Here is an 18,497-nt window from a genome sequence, read left to right as displayed (position 1 = left end):
GGCCCGCACCACCCGCCGGCCGTCCACTCCCCGGGCGCCCACCCCGGACCGGCTCGCCGAGCTGGTCCGCGGCCTGCGGGCCGGCGACCGCGCCGCCGAGCGCCGACCGACCCGCACCGTGTCACTGGCCTCCGGCTCCGGGGTCACCGACACCGCGGCCACCGTCGCCCTGCTGCGCGAGGCCATCGCCGCGCAGAGCCACGTCTGGATCTGGTTCGTCGACAGCCACGGCAGCGCGTCGCAGCGCATCGTCGACCCGTTTCGGGTCGGCGGCGGCATCCTGGAGGGACGCGACGTCACCCACGGCGCGGTCCGCCAGTACCCGCTGCACCGCATTACCGCCGCCGCCCTGGTCGAGGACACCTGAGTCGGCCAGGACTCGAGCCGGATGCGACCGCGAGTTGACCGCGCGAGCGCACCGTGTGGCTATGGCCGACGACGAGCTCACCCCGGACCAGGGGCATGCCGTGGTCCGCCACGATTTCCTCGAGCGGGCCGACAGTCTTGACGAGTCCGTCCAGAACCTGCTGGGCGAGTTGGATCTCACACGGACCGACGAGGAACACGAGCGGATCATCGACGCGATCATGGGTGTCTGCCGGGCCGCCGACGCGTTACGGGCATTCGCCCGCGAAGATCTCGAAGCGGCGACCGAGGCCACCGAGTCCATGAGCTACTACGCCCGCCGCGCCCTCGGCGAGGCCGCCTGAGCCGACCCCTAACCCGCGCGTGCGGACATGCGTTGGTGCATGGCGTGCTCGACCAGTGTGATCAATGTCTCCTTGGTCGATTCGCGGTCGCGCGCGTCGCAGGTGACCACGGGCACGGTCTGCTCGATGGTCAGGGCGTCGCGGACGTCGTCCACGCGGTGGTGCAGCACCCGGTCGAAGCAGTTGATCGCGATCACGTAGGGCAGCTGGCGGTCCTCGAAGAAGTCGATCGAGGCGAACGCGTCGGCCAGCCTGCGGGTGTCGACAAGCACCACGGCGCCGATCGCGCCGCGCACCAGGTCGTCCCACATGAACCAGAACCGGTGCTGGCCCGGCGTGCCGAACAGGTACAGGATCAGGTCGCTGTCCAGCGAGACCCGACCGAAGTCCATGGCGACCGTGGTGGTGGTCTTGTTCGGCGTGGCCGACAGGTCGTCGACGTCGACGCTCGCCTCGGTCATGACGGCCTCGGTGGTCAGCGGAACGATCTCCGAGACCGAGCCGACGAGCGTCGTCTTTCCGACGCCGAAGCCGCCGGCGACGACGATCTTGGCCGACGTGGTCGGCTGCGGAGCGGCCGAGCCGCGCGAGCTGAGGGGACTAGAGCCTGCGGAGACCACTGAGCACCCTTTCCATGAATTCGATCGACGGCCGGTCACCGACGACCATGCCGCTCTGATGGATCAGGACGAGCCCCATGCCAGCCATATCTCCGATCAACACTCTGGCAACGCCGAGGGGCAGCCGCAGGTGCGCGGCGACCTCGGCGACGGACCTGGTGTCCAGGCACAGTCCACAAATGGAGCGATGCTCCGGACGCAACGACGTGTCCAGCGACCGGCCCCGCTCGCTGGTGGACACCAGCGCCTCGATGGCCAGGTCGTACTCGGACCTGGTACGACCACCGGTCTTGGTGTAGGGGCGCACCATCGAGCCGGCCTCGTACGAGCCGGCCTCGACCTCGGCCGCGACGTTCGCGCCTCCGTTGCCCGCCGGCTCCGAACCCCCAACACCATTGCTGACTGACGGGATCTCCTTGCTGTCCCAATCGGTCTGAGCGGGGATCCCGGGGTCGCCGTACAGGGTCGCGCTCGGTCCCCCGAACAGCCGCGCGCCCAAACCGCCCACATCGAACCGGTTCGGCGCGTCGCCGTGCTCGGGAAGATCCTCCCAACCTCTCTCCGGCATCTTTGTGTCATCCTCCGCTCTGGCGCGGCGGCGCGGCTAATGCGCCGACGCTCAAGTCCAGCACCTCGCAAGCTCGGTGCTGGTGACCCCGCCGCCTCGTCCCTCGGCGTCGGGGCAGCGTCGATGGTTCGCTCCGCAAGCTCCGCTCACCTGCGCTGCGCTCCCTGCAGCTGAGCGCGCAGCTCCGGAGTCATCTGCTGGCCGACGCGTTCGACCAGCAACGTCATCTCGTAGGCAACCAACCCGATGTCGCAGTTCGGCGCGGCCAGCACGGCAAGGCACGAGCCGTCCGAAATGGACATCAGGAACAGGTAACCGCGGTCCATTTCGACCACGGTCTGGTTCACCCCACCGGCCTCGAAGCACCGTGCGGCGCCCTGGGTCAGGCTGACCAGGCCCGAAGCCACCGCGGAAAGCTGCTCCGCGCGGTCCCGCGGCAGGCCCTGGGAGCTGGCGAGCAGCAGGCCATCGGCCGAGACCACCACCGCGTGCGCGACGCCGGGCACCTGGCGGACGAAATCGGTGATGAGCCACCCGAAACTGCCGGGCTGTTGTACGGACGCGGTCGTCACTCCTGCTCCTCGTCTTTACGGCTCTCGTCGGAAGAGGACGGGTCACCAGCGTAGGCCTCGATCAGAGCATGGCGTCCACGCCGTACCCCCTGCTGGAAACTCGACATCCGGCCACGCACGGCCTCGGCCGAGCGGGGCGGAAGCGGCGGAGGCGGTGGCGCCTCCGCGGCCTCGTGGCGTGGCGCCGCCGACCCGGGCACGAGATGGGCCTTGGGCACCCGCTTCGGCAGGCCCGCGTTGGTCAGCACATCCTCGCCGGTGTTCTCCAGCAACGCGCGGGCGGCCTGCCACCCCTCGTCGCCCGGCGAGACCCACGGCTTGGTCTCGGGCCGCGGCGCCTCCTCGGCGGCCGGCTCCTCGCCGTTGGCCGAGGGGGTCTCACCCTCGGCGTCGCCGTTGCGGGACGTGTCGGCGGCCCGGTGGGCGCCGGTGTCGACGGACTCGAACCACTGCGACAGCACCTGCTCGTAGATCGGCAACCGCTCGGTCGGCGCGTCCACGTTGAGCGCTACCTCCTGCAGCGGTTGCGAGCCGGTGGTGTCGGCGACCGCGGGCTGCTGCTGCGGCTGGCTCGGGGCGGGGTCGGTAAGCGGGTTGCCGAACAGCGCCGTGGTCGGCTGCTCGTCGGACCGGCCGTTGCGCTTGCCGTCGCCGCCGTCGGCCACCGCCTCGGTGGGCTTGCTGGTCCAGCCGCCCTGCGTGTCGCCGACGCCGTTGGCGTTGCTCACCCCGCCGGGGTTGTAGGCGGGGGCGAACGGCGGGTACCCGGCGACCTCCTGGGCCGGACGGTCCACTTGGGACTCGCCGACCAGACCGCTGTCCGGGCGCAGCCGCGGAATGCCGCCGGTGAACGCACCGGCGATGCCGCTCGCCCGGCTGGCCGGGCTGGTGAACTGTCCAGTGTGGCCGGTCGCGGCCAGGCTGGACGTGGTGTCCAGGTCGCTGTGCAGAGCCGACGGCAGCGCGTGCGTCGCCGTGCCGGCGGGCGCGATCAGGTCGGCCGGGACGTTGATCCGCGCGATCAGCCCGCCCTCGATGTCCTCGTTGTCGCGCAGCCGCACGATGATGTTGTGCCGCTTGGCCAGCCGGGCGACCACGTAGAGGCCCATCCGCCTGGTCACCGCGACGTCGAGGTCCGGCGGGTCGGCAAGGCGCTGGTTGGCCGCCTCGATCTCCTCTTCGGACATTCCGACCCCGGAGTCGGTGATCTGGATGGCCAGCTCCTTCTTGCGGGTCACGGCCATCCGCACGACGACCTTCTTGTCCGGCTCGGAGAAGAAGGTGGCGTTGTCCAGCAGCTCGGCGATGAGGTGCACGAGGTCGCTGACCGCGCGGCCCTGGACGGTGACCTCAGGAGCGGAGACGACCTCGATCCGGGCGTAGTGCTCCACCTCGGACACCGCGGCGCCGACCACTTCGGACGCCGGCACCGGCCGGGACAGCTGCCGGGAAAGGCCGCTGCCGGACAGCACCAGCAGGCTTTCGCTGTTGCGCCGCATCCGGGTGGCCAGGTGGTCCAGCTCGAACAGGCTGGCGAGCTGGTCGGGGTCCTGCTCGTCCTGCTCGAGCCGGTCGATGAGGGCAAGCTGCCGCTCGACGAGCGCCTGGCTGCGCCGGGACAGGTTGACGAAGATCGAGTTGATGTTGTCGCGCAGCAGGGCCTGCTCGGTCGCCATCTTGACGGCCTGGTCGTGCACCGCGTCGAAGGACCGGGCCAGCTGGCCGGTCTCCTCGCGGGTGAACACCGGGACCGGGTCGATCGCGGTCTTGGCCGCCGCCACCGGGTCGGGGTCGGCGAGGATCCGCTGCACCGTCGCCGGCAGGCGGCGGTTGGCCACGTCCAGCGCGTCGCGCCGCAGCACGCGCAGCGGCTTGAGCAGCGACCGGGAGACGATCAGCATCAGCAGCACGGCCAGCAGCAGCGCGGCCAGCACGTAGGCGGCGTTGCGCCAGGCCGAGTTGGTGGCCGCCGAGGCCTGGTCGTCGGCCGCGGCACGGAGGCGGTCGAGCAGGTTGGTCTCGACCGTGCGGATGCGCTCGACGGTGGCGAAGCCGTCGGTGGTCAGCTGCTGGCGCGCCTCGGGGGTGAAGTCCAGCGGCTGCAGGTTCTCCGCGCGGATGATCGCGGTCTGCTTGAGCCGCTCCCGGTTGTCGACCTGGGTGCCGCTGACGGTGTCGGAGTACAGCTGCTGCTGCGCCGGGGCGGAGTTGGCGAAGAAGGCGTCCCGGGTGGCCTCGGAGCTTGCCTGGGCGGCCCGGACCCGGTCGAGCAGGTTGGCGGGGAACTGGTTGCGCGCCGGGGAGGCGGCGATCTCCAGGATCGCGTTCTCCTTGCCGACGAACTCCTTGTGCTCGCTGAGCGCCTGGATGACCGTGCCCTCGCGGAGCAGCTCCCGGTCGGTGACCGCGGTGTTGACCTCGCGTCCCAACTGGATCAGCGCGTCCAGGATGTTCGAGTACGAGGTGAAGACCGACACGTCCGGGTAGTCGGTTCCCTTGGCGGCGTCCCGCAGCGCCTTGAGCGCGGTGAGCCGCTGCAGGCCCCGGTCGTACCGCTGCTGAACCGCGGCCTCGGTCTCCAGGCGTGCGGCCGCGGCGTTGGCCTCGACGACGGCCTGGTCGACCCGGGTGATCTGGGCGTCGAGCTCCTGGCGGGGCGCGCTGCGGTCGCCGAGGGCCTTCCAGGCCACCGACAGCGTGCGCTCCTTCTGCAGCTCGTGCACCACCCGCGTGACGTTGCGGGCCAGGTCGACCTGGCTGACCGTCTGCCGGAAGGCATCGGCCCGGTCGAGGTCCGCCTTCACCCGCAGCCCGCCGAGCGCCAGCGCGGTCAGCGTCGGGACGAAGAGGACGGCGATCAGCTTCGTACGCAGCCGCCAGTTGCGCATGCGCCACGGCGAGCCACCCTTCACCGCCCGCCGCGATGCGAGGGCGCGCGCCCTGTCTCTGGTGGCGGCATCACGGTCTCGATCGGACGCGTCGACACCACCCGGCAAGGCGCCAATCCCGGGGCCAGGTTGAACCCCGGCAGTGTGGTCGGGCACTCCCAGCACTCTCCCTGCTCTTCAGCCAGTAGCCCTTTACCCTGAGGCCAGCTAGTTTGGACAGCTACCCCAGTGAAGACGCCGACCCATCGGCGCGCCCACCCTCACCGCTTCGATGAACCTCAACCTCACTGTGGCAACCGAAGGTAGCGGAGTCTACGCCACGATGTAAGCCTTCTAGGCGCATGGACCCACTTCCGGGTGGCCGCGTCACACTCGAGCAACGATTCAGCCGAACGGCTGGTATCGAAAACCGCGCGAGCTGGTATCAGGTTGGCGACAGGCTGAAACGCTTTGTAGTTGTCACTCACACGTTGTAAGGACGGTCCCAGTCGGACTCGCCACAGTATGCACAAGCCCGACGAGCTGCGGTCTAGACAACACGAAGGTGTGGTGTCAACAGTGGGAATCCAGCGTATCGGGCACTGATTGTGACGCGATGGCCACTGTCTCTACAGTGTTGCCCGTTGTCCATACCACCTACACGTACTTCATCCACGAGGAGAGGCTTCATGCCCCGACGCGGAACCTCATCCCTACGCGCTCGCTTCCCCATCGCCGTCTTAGTCGTCGCCCTGTTCAGCGCCCTGACCGGCTGCGGGCTGCTCGGCGGCTCCGACGACGAGTCCCCGGCCACGAATTCCCCCGGTGGCCTGGAGAAGCCCAATCTCAAGCTCTCGATCATGACCACGTCCGACCTCGCCCCGTTCCACCTTGCGGTGAAGAACGGGTACTTCAAGGAGGCCGGCTTCACCTTCGACCCCGCGAAGGACGTCGTGGTCGCCAAGAGCGGTGGCGACTCGGTCTCCAAGCTGACCGCCAAGGAAGTTGACATCGCCTACTCGAGCTTCACCCCGTTCTTCGTGGCAAAGTCCAAGGGCGCGGCCGACATCATGTTCGTCGCCGACGCCTCCTCGGCCGGCCCCGGCAGCTGCATGGTCGTGGCCATGCCGGACTCGCCGGTCAAGAGCATCAAGGACATGGCCGGCAAGAAGGTGGCGATCACCGCCCGAAACACGATCTCCGACCTGATGATCAACTCCACCCTCAAGACCAACGGGATCGACCCCGCCTCGATCACCTACGTGGAGATCCCGTTCCCGCAGACCGCCGACGCGCTGGCCAAGCACAGCGTCGACGCCGCCTTCGTGACCGAGCCGTTCCTGTCCCAGGCGCAGAAGACGGTCGGTGCGATCCCGGTCTTCGACACCGCGACCGGCCCCACGGCCAACATGCCGACCGCCGGGTACGGCTCCACCGCCGAGTTCGTCAAGAACAACCCGAAGACCGTGGCCGCGTTCCAGCGGGTCATGCAGCGGGCGACCGACGAGGCCAAGGCGGACCGGAGCAAGGTGGAGCCGCTGCTGCAGGAGTACGCGAAGATCGACGCGGACACCGCCAAGCTGGTCACGCTGCTGACCTTCCAGTCGGCGCTCGACGCGACGCGGCTGCAGCGGGTGGCCGACCTCATGCTGGAGTTCAAGGTGATCCCGGAGAAGATCGACGCGTCCAAGATGATCGCCAAGCCGGCGACGACGGGCTAGCGTGCGACCGATCGTCCGGAACCTGATCGGGCTTGGCGGCTTCTTCCTGATTTGGGAGGTGGCCGCCAGGTCCGGCCTGGTGTCCACACTGTCCATCCCGCCGGCCAGCGAGGTGCTGCCCCGGCTGGTGGACCTGCTCAGCACCGAGGTGTTCCTTCGCGACGTGATCGCGACCGTCCTGGCCTGGGCGATCGGGCTGGGCATCGCGATCGCCATCGCCGTGCCGGCCGGTCTCGTCCTCGGCAGCCTCCCGGCGGTGCGCGTCGCGACCAGGGCGATCGTGGAGTTCCTGCGCCCCATCCCCTCGGTGGCGCTGATCCCGGCCGCGCTCGTGCTGATCGGCGGCGGGCCGGATACCAAGATCACGCTCGCGGTGTACGCCTCGGTCTGGCCGATCATGTTCAACACGATCTACGCGCTGGACGAGATCGACCCGCTGCTCGTGGACACGGCGCGGTCGTTCGGCACCAGCCGGGCCAGGGTGATGACCTCGGTGGCGCTGCCGCACGCGGCGCCGTTCATCTTCACCGGGATCCGGCTGTCCGCGGCGATCGCGCTGATCGTGGTGATCAGCGTGGAGTACGTCGCCGGCGCGATCCGCGGGATCGGCCGGTACACCCTCGAGGTCTACGAGGGCGCCGGCCGGATGGACCTGGTGCTGGCCGCCACCATCGTGGCCGGCGTCATCGGCTACCTGATCAACGAGGGCCTCGAGCGGCTCGGCCGGCGCTGGTTCAGGTGGAGCACGGTCGTCGGGGAGACCAAATGAGCCGTCAGCTGATCTGGTTGATGCAGCGCTGGCTGGTTCTCCTCGGCGCGGTCGTGGTGTGGGAGCTGGCCGCGCGGGCGGCGAAGGCCTACTTCCTCCCGCCGCCGACGGCGATCGCCGAGGCGGGGTTCGAGCTCTGGTTCACCGGGCCGGCGTCGCACCTGTTCCTGACCGACTCGTGGTTCGAGAACATCCTGCCCAGCCTCGGCCGGATCCTCGGCGGCTTCCTCATCGCCGCGGTCATCGGGGTCGCGCTCGGCGCCGCGCTCGGCCGGTCGCGCACCGGGATGGACTACGTGGGACCGCTGTTCGCCTTCATGCGGGCGATCCCGCCGGTGACGCTGATCCCGGTGTTCATCGGCCTGTTCGGCATCGACCACGAGATGAAGCTGGCCACGATCGTGTTCGGCGCGGTGTGGCCGGTGCTGCTCAACACCGTGGACGGGGTCCGGTCGGTCGACCCGGTGCAGACCGACACGGCCCGGTCGTTCCGCACCTCCCGGTCCCAGTGGGTCACGATGGTGGTGCTGCCCGCGGCCCTGCCGAAAATCTTCGCCGGACTGCGGCTGAGCCTTTCCATCGCCGTGCTGCTCATGGTTGTCTCGGAACTGGTGGGCAGGTCCGGCGGGATCGGCAGCGAGCTGATCTTCGCCCAGCGCCAGTTCGACCCCACGATCATGTGGGCGTGGATCGTGTTGCTCGGCATCGTCGGGTACGTGCTCAACACGCTGTTCCTCATCGTCGAGCGGCGGGTGCTGGCCTGGCAGCCGAGCCGGCACACCGAACACGCAATGCAGGCAGGAGGGTGACATGCCAACGATGCTGGAGGTGAACGGCCTCGTTCACCGCTACGGCGCGGGGGCAGAAGCACACATCGCCGTGCAGGACCTGACTTTTACGGTGCAGACCGGCCAGCTCGCGTGCATCGTGGGTCCCTCCGGCTGCGGCAAGTCCACCCTGCTGCGCTGCATCGCCGGGCTGATCACGCCCACCGCCGGCGAGATCCGCCTGCACGGCAACCCGGTGCACGGCGTCCCCACCGACCTCGCCGTGGTGTTCCAGGACTACAGCCGCTCGCTGTTCCCCTGGCTCACCGTCCGCCGCAACGTCGAGTTCCCGCTACGGGGCCGGGTGTCGTCCCGTGCCGCCCGCCGGGCAAGGGCCGCCGAGGCGCTCGACTGGGTCGGCCTCGGCGACGTCGGCGGAAAATATCCGTGGCAGCTGTCCGGCGGCATGCAGCAGCGCGTGTCCATTGCCCGCGCCCTCGCCTGCCAGCCCGCCCTGCTGCTCATGGACGAGCCGTTCGCCTCCGTCGACGCCCAGACCCGCGCCGAGCTCGAGGACCTCCTGCTCCGCGTCCGCCGCGAGCACAAGTCCACCGTTCTGCTGGTCACCCACGACATCGACGAAAGCGTCTACCTCGGCGACCGCGTCCTCGTGCTGTCGGCCTCCCCCGCCACCATCGTCCGCGATCTCCCCGTCGACCTCCCCGCCGACCGCGACCAGATCACCACCCGCGGCTCGGCCACCTTCGTCGAGCTCCGCACCGAGATCGCCCGCCTCCTCCACACCCCCCGCGTCGACGACCGCACCCCGGCCCGGCCCGGCCCCACCACCGACCCCTTCCTCGAGGCCGAACGCGCCGAAACCGCCCGCCGCGCCGAGGTCCCCTGACCCCTTATCCACAACCCCACCCACCTGTGGACAACTCCGGCCGGTCAAGATCACCCGTCGATCGGCGCGGCTAAACTGCCCACGAACCCACCCCCCACCCCATGACGGGGTGGGGGCCGAGTAGGGGTAGAAGCGAAGATCAACGGGGGGTTTGACACGGCGGCGCCAAGGCCGAACACGCCTACCGAAGGCGAGACACGCCGGGCCAGGACCGCGATCCCGGGCGTGTCCCGCCGTCGGGTCGGCGTATGACGGTTCCGGGCAACCGTGTGACGCGTTGCGGAAGCCCGACTGTGCGGCAGCCCTGCGCTTATCCGGCAGGGCCCTGGCATGGTGCCGGGAGGCAGGCATGATCGCCGAGATACCGGTCCGATCGCCCGAATCGGCTGCAGAATCGGCGATCTTGCCGGAGCCCCTGAGGACGGGTGGGGCTGGGTTGGGGTAGGAGCGAAGGTCAACTGAGGTTTTGCCGCGCTCCCGGCTCGGTGTGTCCCGCGTCCGGCAGCCGACTGTGCCGGGAGGTCGCCCGGGAGCGGATTCGGCTCAGTACAGGGTGTGCGGGTCGGGGTCGATCTTGATGTGGAGGACGGTGGGGCGGTCGTCGGTCAGGGCCTTGGTGAGGGTGGGGCGGAGGTCGCGGGGGTGGTCGATCAGGTGGGTGGCGCAGCCTAGGCCGGTGGCGAGCGCGGTGAAGTCGATGCCGCCGAGGTCGACGCCAGGGACCTTGGCGCCGCCTGCGGACTCAGCGAGGATGCGGACCGCGGCGTACTGGGAGTTGTCCAGGATGACGAACACGGCCGGGGCGTTCTCCTGGGCGGCGGTCCACAGGGCCTGGATGCCGTACATCGCCGAGCCGTCGCCGACGACCGCGACCACCCGCCGGTCGGGGCGGCCGAGGGCGGCGCCGATGGCGGCGGGCAGCGCGTAGCCGAGGGTGCCGCTCGGGGTGCTGAGCAGGCCGGTGCCGCGGGCCCGGATCGGCAGGTGGGAGCGGCGGACGTTGAGGTGGCTGGGGATCTCCTCGACGACGATGGCGTCGGCGGGGAGCTCGTCGGCGAGGGTGGCGAGCACGAGGTCGACCGGGATGGGCGAGCGCGCGGCGGGGCGGGGCGGGCGGGCCAGCGGGGCCGGCGGGACGCGGTCGGACGGCGGGAGCGCGGCGGTGAGCGCGCGGATGGCCAGACGCAGCGTGGCCCGGATGCCGACGCCGGTGGCCGCGCGGGCGAGCAGCTGCTCGTCCTCGCTGATCAGGTACAGCGGGGGCAGCGGGACGGACGACGACCCGCGGAACACGTGGTAGGTGAAGACCGGGGCGCCGAGCACGACGACCAGGTCGTAGCCGGACAGCGCGTCGGCCAGCGCGCGCTCCTCGGGGTGCAGGAAGCCTTGGAACAGCGGGTGATCCTCGGGGAACGACGAGCGCGGTGACATCGGGCTGGCCCACACGGCGGCCCGGCATTTCTCGGCCAGCTCGACCAGGTCGGGCACGGCGCCGTCCACGTCGACGGCCGGGCCGGCCACCAGGGCCGGGCGCCGGGCGGCGGTCAGCGCGTCGACCAGCCCGCCGAGGGCGTCGGGGTCCGGGGCGAAGCCGGCGATCCGGGGCCGGACGGCGACGGGCGCGGCGGCCTCGTCCCAGTCGTCGGCGGGCACGGAGACGAACGTCGGACCGTACGGCGCGGACGTCGACACGTGGTACGCGCGGGCGATCGCGGCGGGCACGTCGGCGGCGCGGGCCGGCTCACAGCTCCACTTGACGTACGGCCGCGGGAACTGCGCGGCGTCGTCGGCGGCGAGAAACGCCTCGCCCGGCTGCAGCAGCGAGCGCACCTGCTGGCCGGCGAGCACGATCATCGGGGTGCGGTGCCGGTACGCGGTGAAGACGTGCCCGAGGCCGTGGCCGACGCCGCCCGCCGAGTGCAGGTTCACCAGCACCGGCGACCGGCGTACCTGGGCGTACGCGTCGGCCATGGCGACGACGGCCGACTCCTGCAGCCCGAGCACGTAGCGGAAGTCCGACGGCCAGTCGCGCAGGAACCCGATCTCGGTCGTGCCGGGGTTGCCGAACACGGTGGTCAGGTCGAGCCGGCGCATCAGCTCGCGGGTGACGTCTCGAACCGTGCTCACCCAAGCCAAGCTACCCCAGGTCAGCGCTCGAAAGGCTCACAACCCCTGCGGCTGAACCAGGCAGAACGTGGTGGCCGGTTCGGGGTAGACCAGCGCCAGGCTGTCCTGCTCGCATGCTTTCTCGTCGGCGGTGCCGGAGACCAGCTTGGCCACCTTCACCTCGGCGCTGGCGCAGTCCACTCGGGCCCGCTTGTCCGGAGTGTCGTAGTCGGCGAAGCAGTCGCCTTCCTTGGCGTTGAGCATGAGGCACAGCGCGAAGTCCGAGCCGGCGCCGGTCTGGGTGTACTTCTCGTAGTCCGGCGTCGGGCATTGGTCGGTGTCGTTGTCGAGCTTCTTGGCCACCTTGAACACGGCGATGTTGTCGTTGCAGTCGATCTTCTCGACGTCGGCGCTTGTGGTGGAGGCGCGGTTGACCTTGATGCAGTCCCCGGCCTCTGCGCTGCTGGCGCTGTCCTTGTTGAGGACGAACTGGAAGATGGCATAAGCCCCGGCGGCCACCACGAGCGCGATGATGCCGACGAGCAGCTTGCGCTTGCCGCTCGGCTTGGCCGGCTCGCCGCCGGTCGGGGCGGGCGGGTAGTCCGGGGGCGGCGGGTAGTCGGACTGCGGCTGGCCGAACGGTGGCGGCTGGCCGCCGGGCGGTGTGGACGGTGGACCGAACGGCGGTTGGCCGCCGGGCGGTGTGGCCGGCTGACCGTGGGGCGGCGGTTGCCCACCCGGCGGCGTGGGTGGCTGCCGGTAGGGCGGCGGCTGCTGCCGGTACGGAGGTGGCTGCTGACCGTACGGTGGTGGCTGCGGCGGCCGGTAGGGCGGGGGTTGCTGCCCAGGTGGCGGCGGACCGTACGGACCCGGCTGGTGGGGAGGGTTCGGGTGGTTCATGCGTCACCTCGTCGGGGAGTCGTCGCGCCGCAATCTAGCGCGATGTCCCGCGTCCGCATACGCCGGTCGGGTGAAATGGGAGACTGGGAAGGTGACCGACGGCCCGCTGATCGTGCAATCCGACAAGACCTTGCTGCTCGAGGTCGACCACCCGCTGTCCGAGGACGCGCGCATCGCCATCGCGCCGTTCGCCGAGCTGGAGCGGGCGCCGGAGCACGTGCACACCTACCGGATCACCCCGCTGGCGCTGTGGAACGCGCGCGCCGCCGGGCACGACGCCGAGCAGGTGGTCGACGCGCTGTCCCGGTACTCGCGCTACCCGGTACCGCAGCCGCTGCTGATCGACGTGGTCGACACCATGGGCCGGTTCGGCCGGCTGACGCTGGTCAACCACCCGGCGCACGGGCTCGTGATGTCCACTGTGGACCGCGCGGTGCTCGAGGAGGTCCTGCGCAACAAGAAGATCGGCCCGATGCTCGGCGCACGGATCGACGAGGACACCGTCGTCGTGCACCCAAGCGAGCGCGGCCGGCTCAAGCAGCTGCTGCTCAAGGTGGGCTGGCCGGCCGAGGACCTGGCCGGCTACGTCGACGGCGAGCACCACCCGATCGCGCTGCGCGAGGACAGCTGGGCGCTGCGGGACTACCAGCGCAAGGCCGCGTCGGCGTTCTGGGCCGGCGGATCGGGCGTGGTGGTGCTGCCGTGCGGCGCGGGCAAGACGCTGGTCGGCGCCGCGGCGATGGCCGAGGCGCAGGCCACCACGCTGATCCTGGTGACCAACACCGTGGCCGGGCGGCAGTGGAAGCGTGAGCTGGTCGCCCGCACGTCGCTGACCGAGGACGAGATCGGCGAGTACTCCGGCGAGCGCAAGGAGATCCGCCCGGTCACCATCGCCACCTACCAGGTGATGACCCGCAAGTCCAAGGGCGAGTACCGGCACTTGGAGCTGTTCGACTCCCGCGACTGGGGCCTGGTCATCTACGACGAGGTGCACCTGCTGCCGGCGCCGGTGTTCCGGATGACCGCCGACCTGCAGTCCCGCCGCCGGCTGGGGTTGACCGCCACCCTGGTCCGCGAGGACGGCCGCGAAGGCGACGTGTTCTCGTTGATCGGACCCAAACGCTACGACGTCCCCTGGCGCGACATCGAAGCCCAGGGCTGGATCGCTCCCGCCGCCTGCACCGAGGTTCGCGTCACCCTCACCGACAACGAACGACTCACCTACGCCGTCGCCGAAGCCGACGAAAAGTATCGACTGTGCTCCACCGTGGCCACCAAACTCCCGGTCGTGCAACGCATCCTGGCCCGCCACCCCGACGAACCCACCCTGGTCATCGGCGCCTACCTCGACCAACTCGAAGAGCTGGGCGCCCTCCTCGACGCCCCCATCATCCAAGGCTCCACCAAAAACGCCGAACGCGAAGCCCTCTACGACGCCTTCCGCCGCGGCGAGCAACGCGTCCTGGTCGTGTCCAAAGTCGCCAACTTCTCCATCGACCTACCCGAAGCCTCCGTCGCCGTCCAAGTCTCCGGCACCTTCGGCTCCCGCCAGGAGGAAGCCCAACGGCTCGGAAGATTGTTGCGCCCCAAAGGCGACGGCCGCCAAGCCCACTTCTACTCCGTCGTCTCCCGCGACACCCTCGACACCGACTACGCCGCCCACCGCCAACGTTTCCTCGCCGAACAGGGCTACTCCTACACCATCGTCGACGCCGACGACCTGCTAACGGCTTGACCGCCCGGTAAGGCCTGATCCGATCGCGTGGACCCGCGGTGTCGTGGGCACGTCGGGCGGCGCGTCCGGCTTACCGTGCCGTTATGACGGACCGGGATTCCACCGCGCGTGGTCGGGAGTTGGGCGCCGAGCTGCGGAAGCGGCGGTTGGCGGCGGGCCTGCAGTTGAGCTACGTGGCGCGCAAGCTCGGCTGGTCGCCGGCCAAGCTGTCCAGGATGGAGAGCGGTGGCCGCGGCCAGTCCGAAGTGGATGTCGCGATCTACCTGACCTTCTGCGGAGTGCACAAGGAGGAGCTGAACGAGCTGCTCGAGTTGGCCAGGGAGCCCGACGACGGCTACCTGATCCGCCCGCACGGCCAGCGCCTGCCGGACGAGCTGCGCTCCCTGGTCTTCCATGAGACCACCGCGGTGAACATCCATGAGTACGATCCGCTGCTCATCCCCGGCTTGCTGCAGACCGAGGCCTACGCCCGAGCCTTGTTCTACTGGACCGGCCTGATACCCCAGGAAGAAGTCGAGGCGCGTGTCCAAGCCCGGATGGATCGGCAGGCCCTGATGCGCCGGCCAGACCCGCCGGTATTCGACTTCTTCATCCACGAGAGCGCATTGCGCTCGCAGGTCGGCGGCGAGCAGGTCATGAACGAGCAGCTACTCCAGCTGGTGTTCCAAACGTCCTTGTCGCATTGCGTGATCCGGATCGTGCCGTCCACGGCTGGGCCACACGGCGCGTTCAACGGTCCGTTCCGGGTGATGCGCTATGCCGAGCACGGGCCGGTGGTCTACCTGGAGACCTTCACCACCAGCATCTTCCTGGATGGACGTGCCGACATCGAAACCTATGGCCGAATCCTTGCCAGAATCTCCCGGCTCGCCCTCAGCGTGGGAGAATCGAGGGACTTCCTTGCCCAGCTGGCAAGCGAGCACGACCAACCGGAAGAGGAACGCGATGACCGCGCCTGAGCAGGACCGCACCATCTGGTCGACCTGGCGCAAGAGCAGCTTCAGCGGCGGCGGCACCGGCAACTGCGTCCAGATCGCCTGGCGCAGGAGCAGCTTCAGCGGCGGCTCTGCCGGCAGCAACTGCGTCGAGGTGGCCTTCGTCGTCGAGGCGGTCGCGGTCCGCGACTCGAAGAACCCTGACGGCCCGCACCTGGAGTTTCCGCACACCCACTGGCGCCGCTTCCTCGGTTAAGCGACCGTAGCCAAGCCGTGGGCTTCTCGTAGAACAACGGCACGAACAACCGCATCGCGAGGGCCTGGAGTCGGCGCTTGAGGGGGCCGGCCGTCTTGGTGTTGCGGTTGTCCTCGGCGGTGCCGAGAAGTTTGACAATCCGCGGGCGGCGTTCGGTGTCGTACGCCGCCAGCGCGGCGGGGATGATGGGCGGCCGCGCGGCACATCGCTCCGTAGCCTCCCGGACGCCGACCACATCCGCTGCCGCGGCACGTCGATCCCGGCCCGCTGGATCTCCGCAAGGCAGCCGAGCGCGTCAAGGCCGCGCAACCCGTTGCTGGCCAGGCTGACGAACGAACCGACGTCGCCGCCGGGATCCGGGTGCGACTCGTCCACGGTGACCTCGGCGCCGGTCCGGCACAGGGCGAGCGCGGCCGAGGCTCCGGCGACGCCGCCACCAGACGAAGGCGGCCAAGACGAGGGTGGCCCTACTCGGGGCGGCCCGGGTGGCCCTCATGCAGTCGATGATCGCCGCCGAGCCCGGATCCGCGGGCCTGGCGGGCGCTGGTGGGTGAGACGGCGAAGTTCCGCCAGCACCTGGAGCACCTGCGCGACCGCGGGCATCAGCTGCCCGGCGACCCCGAGCTGGTGGCCGCGGCAATGGGCGCGATGCTCTCCATGCTCGGCGACGCGCTGCTCACCGCCGACGGTGGCCGCTCCGACGATGATCGGATCCTCGACACCCTCACCGGTCTCCTGCTGCACGGCCTTGCGGGGCCGGTCAGGTCCCGGGCCGGGTCAGGCCGGCGTCACCCGCGGCGCGGCTGAGGACGACCTCGTCGGTGCGGTCGAGCGCCTTCGTCCTGCGCGCATTGTCCACTTCGGAATCGGTGGTGAGGTCGCGAAGGCGGATGGGCGGCCCGAGGTCGACAAGCGTAGGGATGTACTCCGCCTTGTCGATCGCCCAGCCGTCCGGCGTCTTGACGAAGCGGAAGCGGGCGATCGCCCCCTCCTCGGTGGTGCCGCGCGGCTGCTCGTGCCGGGCGATCTGGTTGCCGAGCCCGTAGGCGACCCACTTCCCGCCGATCTTCTCGAACGGCTGGACCACGTGGGCGTGGTGGCCGACGATCAGGTCCACCGCCGGGTCGGCCAGAAGCTGCTTGGCGATCCGCTGCTGATCGGCCGTCGGCTCGTGCCTGTCCTCGATTCCCCAGTGCAGGCTGGCGATCACCACCTCGGCGCCGGCCGCCTTGGCCTTGCGGGCCTCGGCGAGCACCTTGGCCGGGTCGAGCCGGTTGCCGAGCCATGGTGACCCCGACGGAACGCTCGTCCCCTGGTTGAAGCCGAACGTGTACGACACCAACCCCACCTTCGCGCCGTGGGCGTCGACGATCAGCGGGGTGGCCGCCTCACGCGCCGAGCGGGCCGAGCCGGTGTGCTTGAGCCCGGCGGCATCCAGCGCGTCGAGCGTGTCGGCGACGCCCGCCGGGCCCTGGTCCATGGTGTGGTTGGACGCCGTGGAGCACGAGTCGTAGCCGGTCGCGGCCAGCGCGCCGGCCACCTCGGGCGGCGCGGAGAACAGCGGATACCCGGTGAACGGCCCGTCGGCGTCGGCCAGCGGCACCTCCAGGTGGCAGATCGCGAGGTCCGCCCCCTCGATCACCGGCTTGATCCCCGCGAACAGCGCCGAATAGTCCCGCCGCCCCTTGCCGTCCGCCGTCGCCTGCTCGGTCAGCGGCGGATGGATCAGCACATCACCGGCCGCCACCACGGTGAACGACGGCGTCCCCAACGTGTCCGGCCCCGCCCCCGCCGACTGACCGCGCGGCACCGGCGCGATCGGCTCCGGCGGTCCCTGGCTCGGACCCGCCCCACACCCCGCGAGCAGCACCCCGCTTGCGAGCAGGGCTGTGACGACCCGCCCCACGTGCACCCCACACGGAGATCCGGCAATCGAAACGAGTCGCCAAGACTAACGGGAACGCCGCCGCCGGGCCATGATGACCACGACGACGATCCCCGCGAAGATCAGCGGCGCCACCCGCTTGAGCACCGACGGCCCCGCGTACTGCAGCAGGTCGATCGGCTCCGTCTCCGGCTCGGCCGCCTCCCGCCGAACCCCGTTCGACGTGGACCGCCCCCTGCTCTCCTCAACCACCGCCACCCGCGACTGATCCCCCGCCGCCGCACCGGATTTCTCCGCGCCTTCCTGCGGGTAGCCCCCACCGCTCCCGGGGGGCGGCCCCTCGTCCATCGTACCGGCGGGCACCCCCGGACGATCTTGAACGGGGGTGGTTGTCCCCAGGGTGGACGGGGCTGTGGATGACTTGGTTGACACGTCGGGGGTGGTGGTGGATCCCGAGGTCGAGGGCTGGGTCGTGACTGAGGATGCCGGAGTTGCCGGCCCGACAGCGGACGCCGACGGCGCGCTCGTCTGATCGGTTCCGGCGGGAGGTGGCGAGGTTGATGCGGAGGGTGCGGCGGCCGGTTGCGGGGCTGCCGCACCGGGATCTGCCGGTTGCGGGGTTGCCGCGGCGGGTGCGGCTGCCGCCTGGGTCGACGGCTCGGGCGCGGCGGCGGGTTGCTCGGCTGGCGACGGGCTCGGCGCGAGCTTGGTCGCCAGGCAGTTGGCGAACGTGTCGAGGATCTTGCCGCCGACTTCGGAGATCATGCCGCGGCCGAACTGGGCGGGTTTGCCGGTGATGGTCAGGTCGGTCTGCACCGAGCCGTTGGTGGTGTCGCCGTTCGGCTGCAGGGTCACGGTGACGGTCGCGGCGGCGGTGCCATTGCCCTTGGAGTCCTTGCCGGAGGCCTTGATCACCAGGCGGTGGGCCTGCTCGTCGGCCTCGAGAAACTCGCCGGACCCCTTGTACAGCAAGGATATCGGGCCGAGCTTGACCTTGACGGTGCCGCTGAACGACGAGCCGTTCACCTCGGTCAGGGTGGCGCCCGGCATGCAGGGGGCCACCCGTTCGGGGTCGACCACGGCCTGCCACACGGTGTCCAGGTCGGCGGGCACGCTGAACGTGTGCTCCAGCTTCACGACTCACCCTTCCCGTCAGGGGGCGCCGTGTGAGAGTCACAC

Annotated in this window: 16 protein-coding genes and 3 pseudogenes; 10 read left to right on the top strand and 9 right to left on the bottom strand. The window is 70.3% G+C overall.

Annotated features, from left to right (window positions below):
* Together VGX25_RS34290 and VGX25_RS34285 are read left to right on the top strand one after the other, a co-directional pair.
* Positions 1-367 (top strand): annotated as a pseudogene (locus tag VGX25_RS34290) (DNA-binding protein); the annotation flags it as partial.
* Positions 368-428: 61 nt separating this feature from the next.
* On the top strand, positions 429-710 hold the full coding sequence (locus tag VGX25_RS34285) for a hypothetical protein (protein WP_326922142.1): 282 nt from the start codon (positions 429-431) through the stop codon (positions 708-710).
* 8 nt (positions 711-718) lie between these two features.
* On the opposite strand, the gene VGX25_RS34280 is transcribed toward VGX25_RS34285, so the two are convergent.
* From VGX25_RS34280 to VGX25_RS34265, 4 genes and pseudogenes are all read right to left on the bottom strand, one after another.
* Entirely contained in the window at positions 719-1,330 is a 612-nt protein-coding gene (locus tag VGX25_RS34280) for an ATP/GTP-binding protein (RefSeq protein WP_326922141.1), read from the bottom strand.
* Positions 1,311-1,835 (bottom strand): annotated as a pseudogene (locus VGX25_RS34275) (DUF742 domain-containing protein); the annotation flags it as partial. The gene VGX25_RS34280 and the pseudogene VGX25_RS34275, both read right to left, overlap by 20 nt.
* A 209-nt stretch (positions 1,836-2,044) precedes the next feature.
* Entirely contained in the window at positions 2,045-2,470 is a 426-nt protein-coding gene (locus VGX25_RS34270) for a roadblock/LC7 domain-containing protein (protein ID WP_326922139.1), read from the bottom strand.
* Entirely contained in the window at positions 2,467-5,358 is a 2,892-nt protein-coding gene (locus VGX25_RS34265) for a nitrate- and nitrite sensing domain-containing protein (RefSeq protein ID WP_326922138.1), read from the bottom strand. Before VGX25_RS34265 ends, VGX25_RS34270 begins: the two co-directional genes overlap by 4 nt.
* Before the next feature lie 668 nt (positions 5,359-6,026).
* Here VGX25_RS34265 and VGX25_RS34260 point away from each other — a divergent pair.
* Genes VGX25_RS34260 through VGX25_RS34245 form a run of 4 tightly spaced genes read left to right on the top strand, consistent with a single transcriptional unit; the run spans position 6,027 to position 9,501 of the window.
* Entirely contained in the window at positions 6,027-7,058 is a 1,032-nt protein-coding gene (locus VGX25_RS34260) for an ABC transporter substrate-binding protein (protein WP_326922137.1), read from the top strand.
* Between the two features lies 1 nt (position 7,059).
* Complete coding sequence (locus VGX25_RS34255; protein WP_326922136.1) at positions 7,060-7,827, top strand: ABC transporter permease; 768 nt, start codon at positions 7,060-7,062, stop codon at positions 7,825-7,827.
* Entirely contained in the window at positions 7,824-8,636 is an 813-nt protein-coding gene (locus tag VGX25_RS34250; protein ID WP_326922135.1) for an ABC transporter permease, read from the top strand. Before VGX25_RS34255 ends, VGX25_RS34250 begins: the two co-directional genes overlap by 4 nt.
* A 1-nt stretch (position 8,637) precedes the next feature.
* Complete coding sequence (locus VGX25_RS34245) at positions 8,638-9,501, top strand: ABC transporter ATP-binding protein (protein ID WP_326922134.1); 864 nt, start codon at positions 8,638-8,640, stop codon at positions 9,499-9,501.
* Between the two features lie 543 nt (positions 9,502-10,044).
* Here VGX25_RS34245 and mdlC read toward each other — a convergent pair.
* Positions 10,045-11,628 (bottom strand): benzoylformate decarboxylase, encoded by a 1,584-nt coding sequence (mdlC, locus tag VGX25_RS34240; RefSeq protein WP_326922133.1) that lies wholly within the window; start codon positions 11,626-11,628, stop codon positions 10,045-10,047.
* 36 nt (positions 11,629-11,664) lie between these two features.
* Positions 11,665-12,507 (bottom strand): LppU/SCO3897 family protein, encoded by an 843-nt coding sequence (locus tag VGX25_RS34235; protein WP_326922132.1) that lies wholly within the window; start codon positions 12,505-12,507, stop codon positions 11,665-11,667.
* 91 nt (positions 12,508-12,598) lie between these two features.
* Between VGX25_RS34235 and VGX25_RS34230 the strand changes: the two genes are divergently transcribed.
* The 3 genes from VGX25_RS34230 (at position 12,599) to VGX25_RS34220 (ending at position 15,433) form a co-directional block, all read left to right on the top strand.
* Entirely contained in the window at positions 12,599-14,242 is a 1,644-nt protein-coding gene (locus VGX25_RS34230) for a DNA repair helicase XPB (RefSeq protein WP_326922143.1), read from the top strand.
* Between the two features lie 83 nt (positions 14,243-14,325).
* The gene (locus VGX25_RS34225; protein WP_326922131.1) at positions 14,326-15,201 is read left to right on the top strand and encodes a helix-turn-helix transcriptional regulator; all 876 of its coding nucleotides are present in this window, start codon (positions 14,326-14,328) and stop codon (positions 15,199-15,201) included.
* Positions 15,188-15,433 carry a DUF397 domain-containing protein gene (locus VGX25_RS34220; RefSeq protein ID WP_326922130.1) on the top strand — a complete coding sequence of 82 codons (246 nt, stop codon included), beginning with the start codon at positions 15,188-15,190 and terminating at the stop codon, positions 15,431-15,433. The genes VGX25_RS34225 and VGX25_RS34220 overlap by 14 nt, the downstream gene beginning before the upstream one ends.
* Before the next feature lie 336 nt (positions 15,434-15,769).
* Here VGX25_RS34220 and VGX25_RS35885 read toward each other — a convergent pair.
* Positions 15,770-15,859: pseudogene (locus VGX25_RS35885) on the bottom strand (NAD(P)-binding protein); the annotation flags it as partial.
* Positions 15,860-15,979: 120 nt separating this feature from the next.
* Here VGX25_RS35885 and VGX25_RS34215 point away from each other — a divergent pair.
* Positions 15,980-16,240 carry a hypothetical protein gene (locus VGX25_RS34215; RefSeq protein WP_326922129.1) on the top strand — a complete coding sequence of 87 codons (261 nt, stop codon included), beginning with the start codon at positions 15,980-15,982 and terminating at the stop codon, positions 16,238-16,240.
* On the opposite strand, the gene VGX25_RS34210 is transcribed toward VGX25_RS34215, so the two are convergent.
* Complete coding sequence (locus tag VGX25_RS34210; RefSeq protein WP_414636076.1) at positions 16,194-17,339, bottom strand: CapA family protein; 1,146 nt, start codon at positions 17,337-17,339, stop codon at positions 16,194-16,196. The two genes, VGX25_RS34215 and VGX25_RS34210, sit on opposite strands and share 47 nt — an antisense overlap.
* 45 nt (positions 17,340-17,384) lie before the next feature.
* Entirely contained in the window at positions 17,385-18,455 is a 1,071-nt protein-coding gene (locus VGX25_RS35880; RefSeq protein ID WP_414636075.1) for an SRPBCC family protein, read from the bottom strand.
* Positions 18,456-18,497: the final 42 nt, after the last annotated feature.

The sequence above is a fragment of the Actinophytocola sp. genome (assembly GCF_035942955.1).
Taxonomy (GTDB): Bacteria; Actinomycetota; Actinomycetes; order Mycobacteriales; family Pseudonocardiaceae; genus DASYTH01.
The sequence above is the reverse complement of the archived record's forward strand: the minus strand, read 5'-3'. Positions and strand labels throughout refer to the sequence as shown.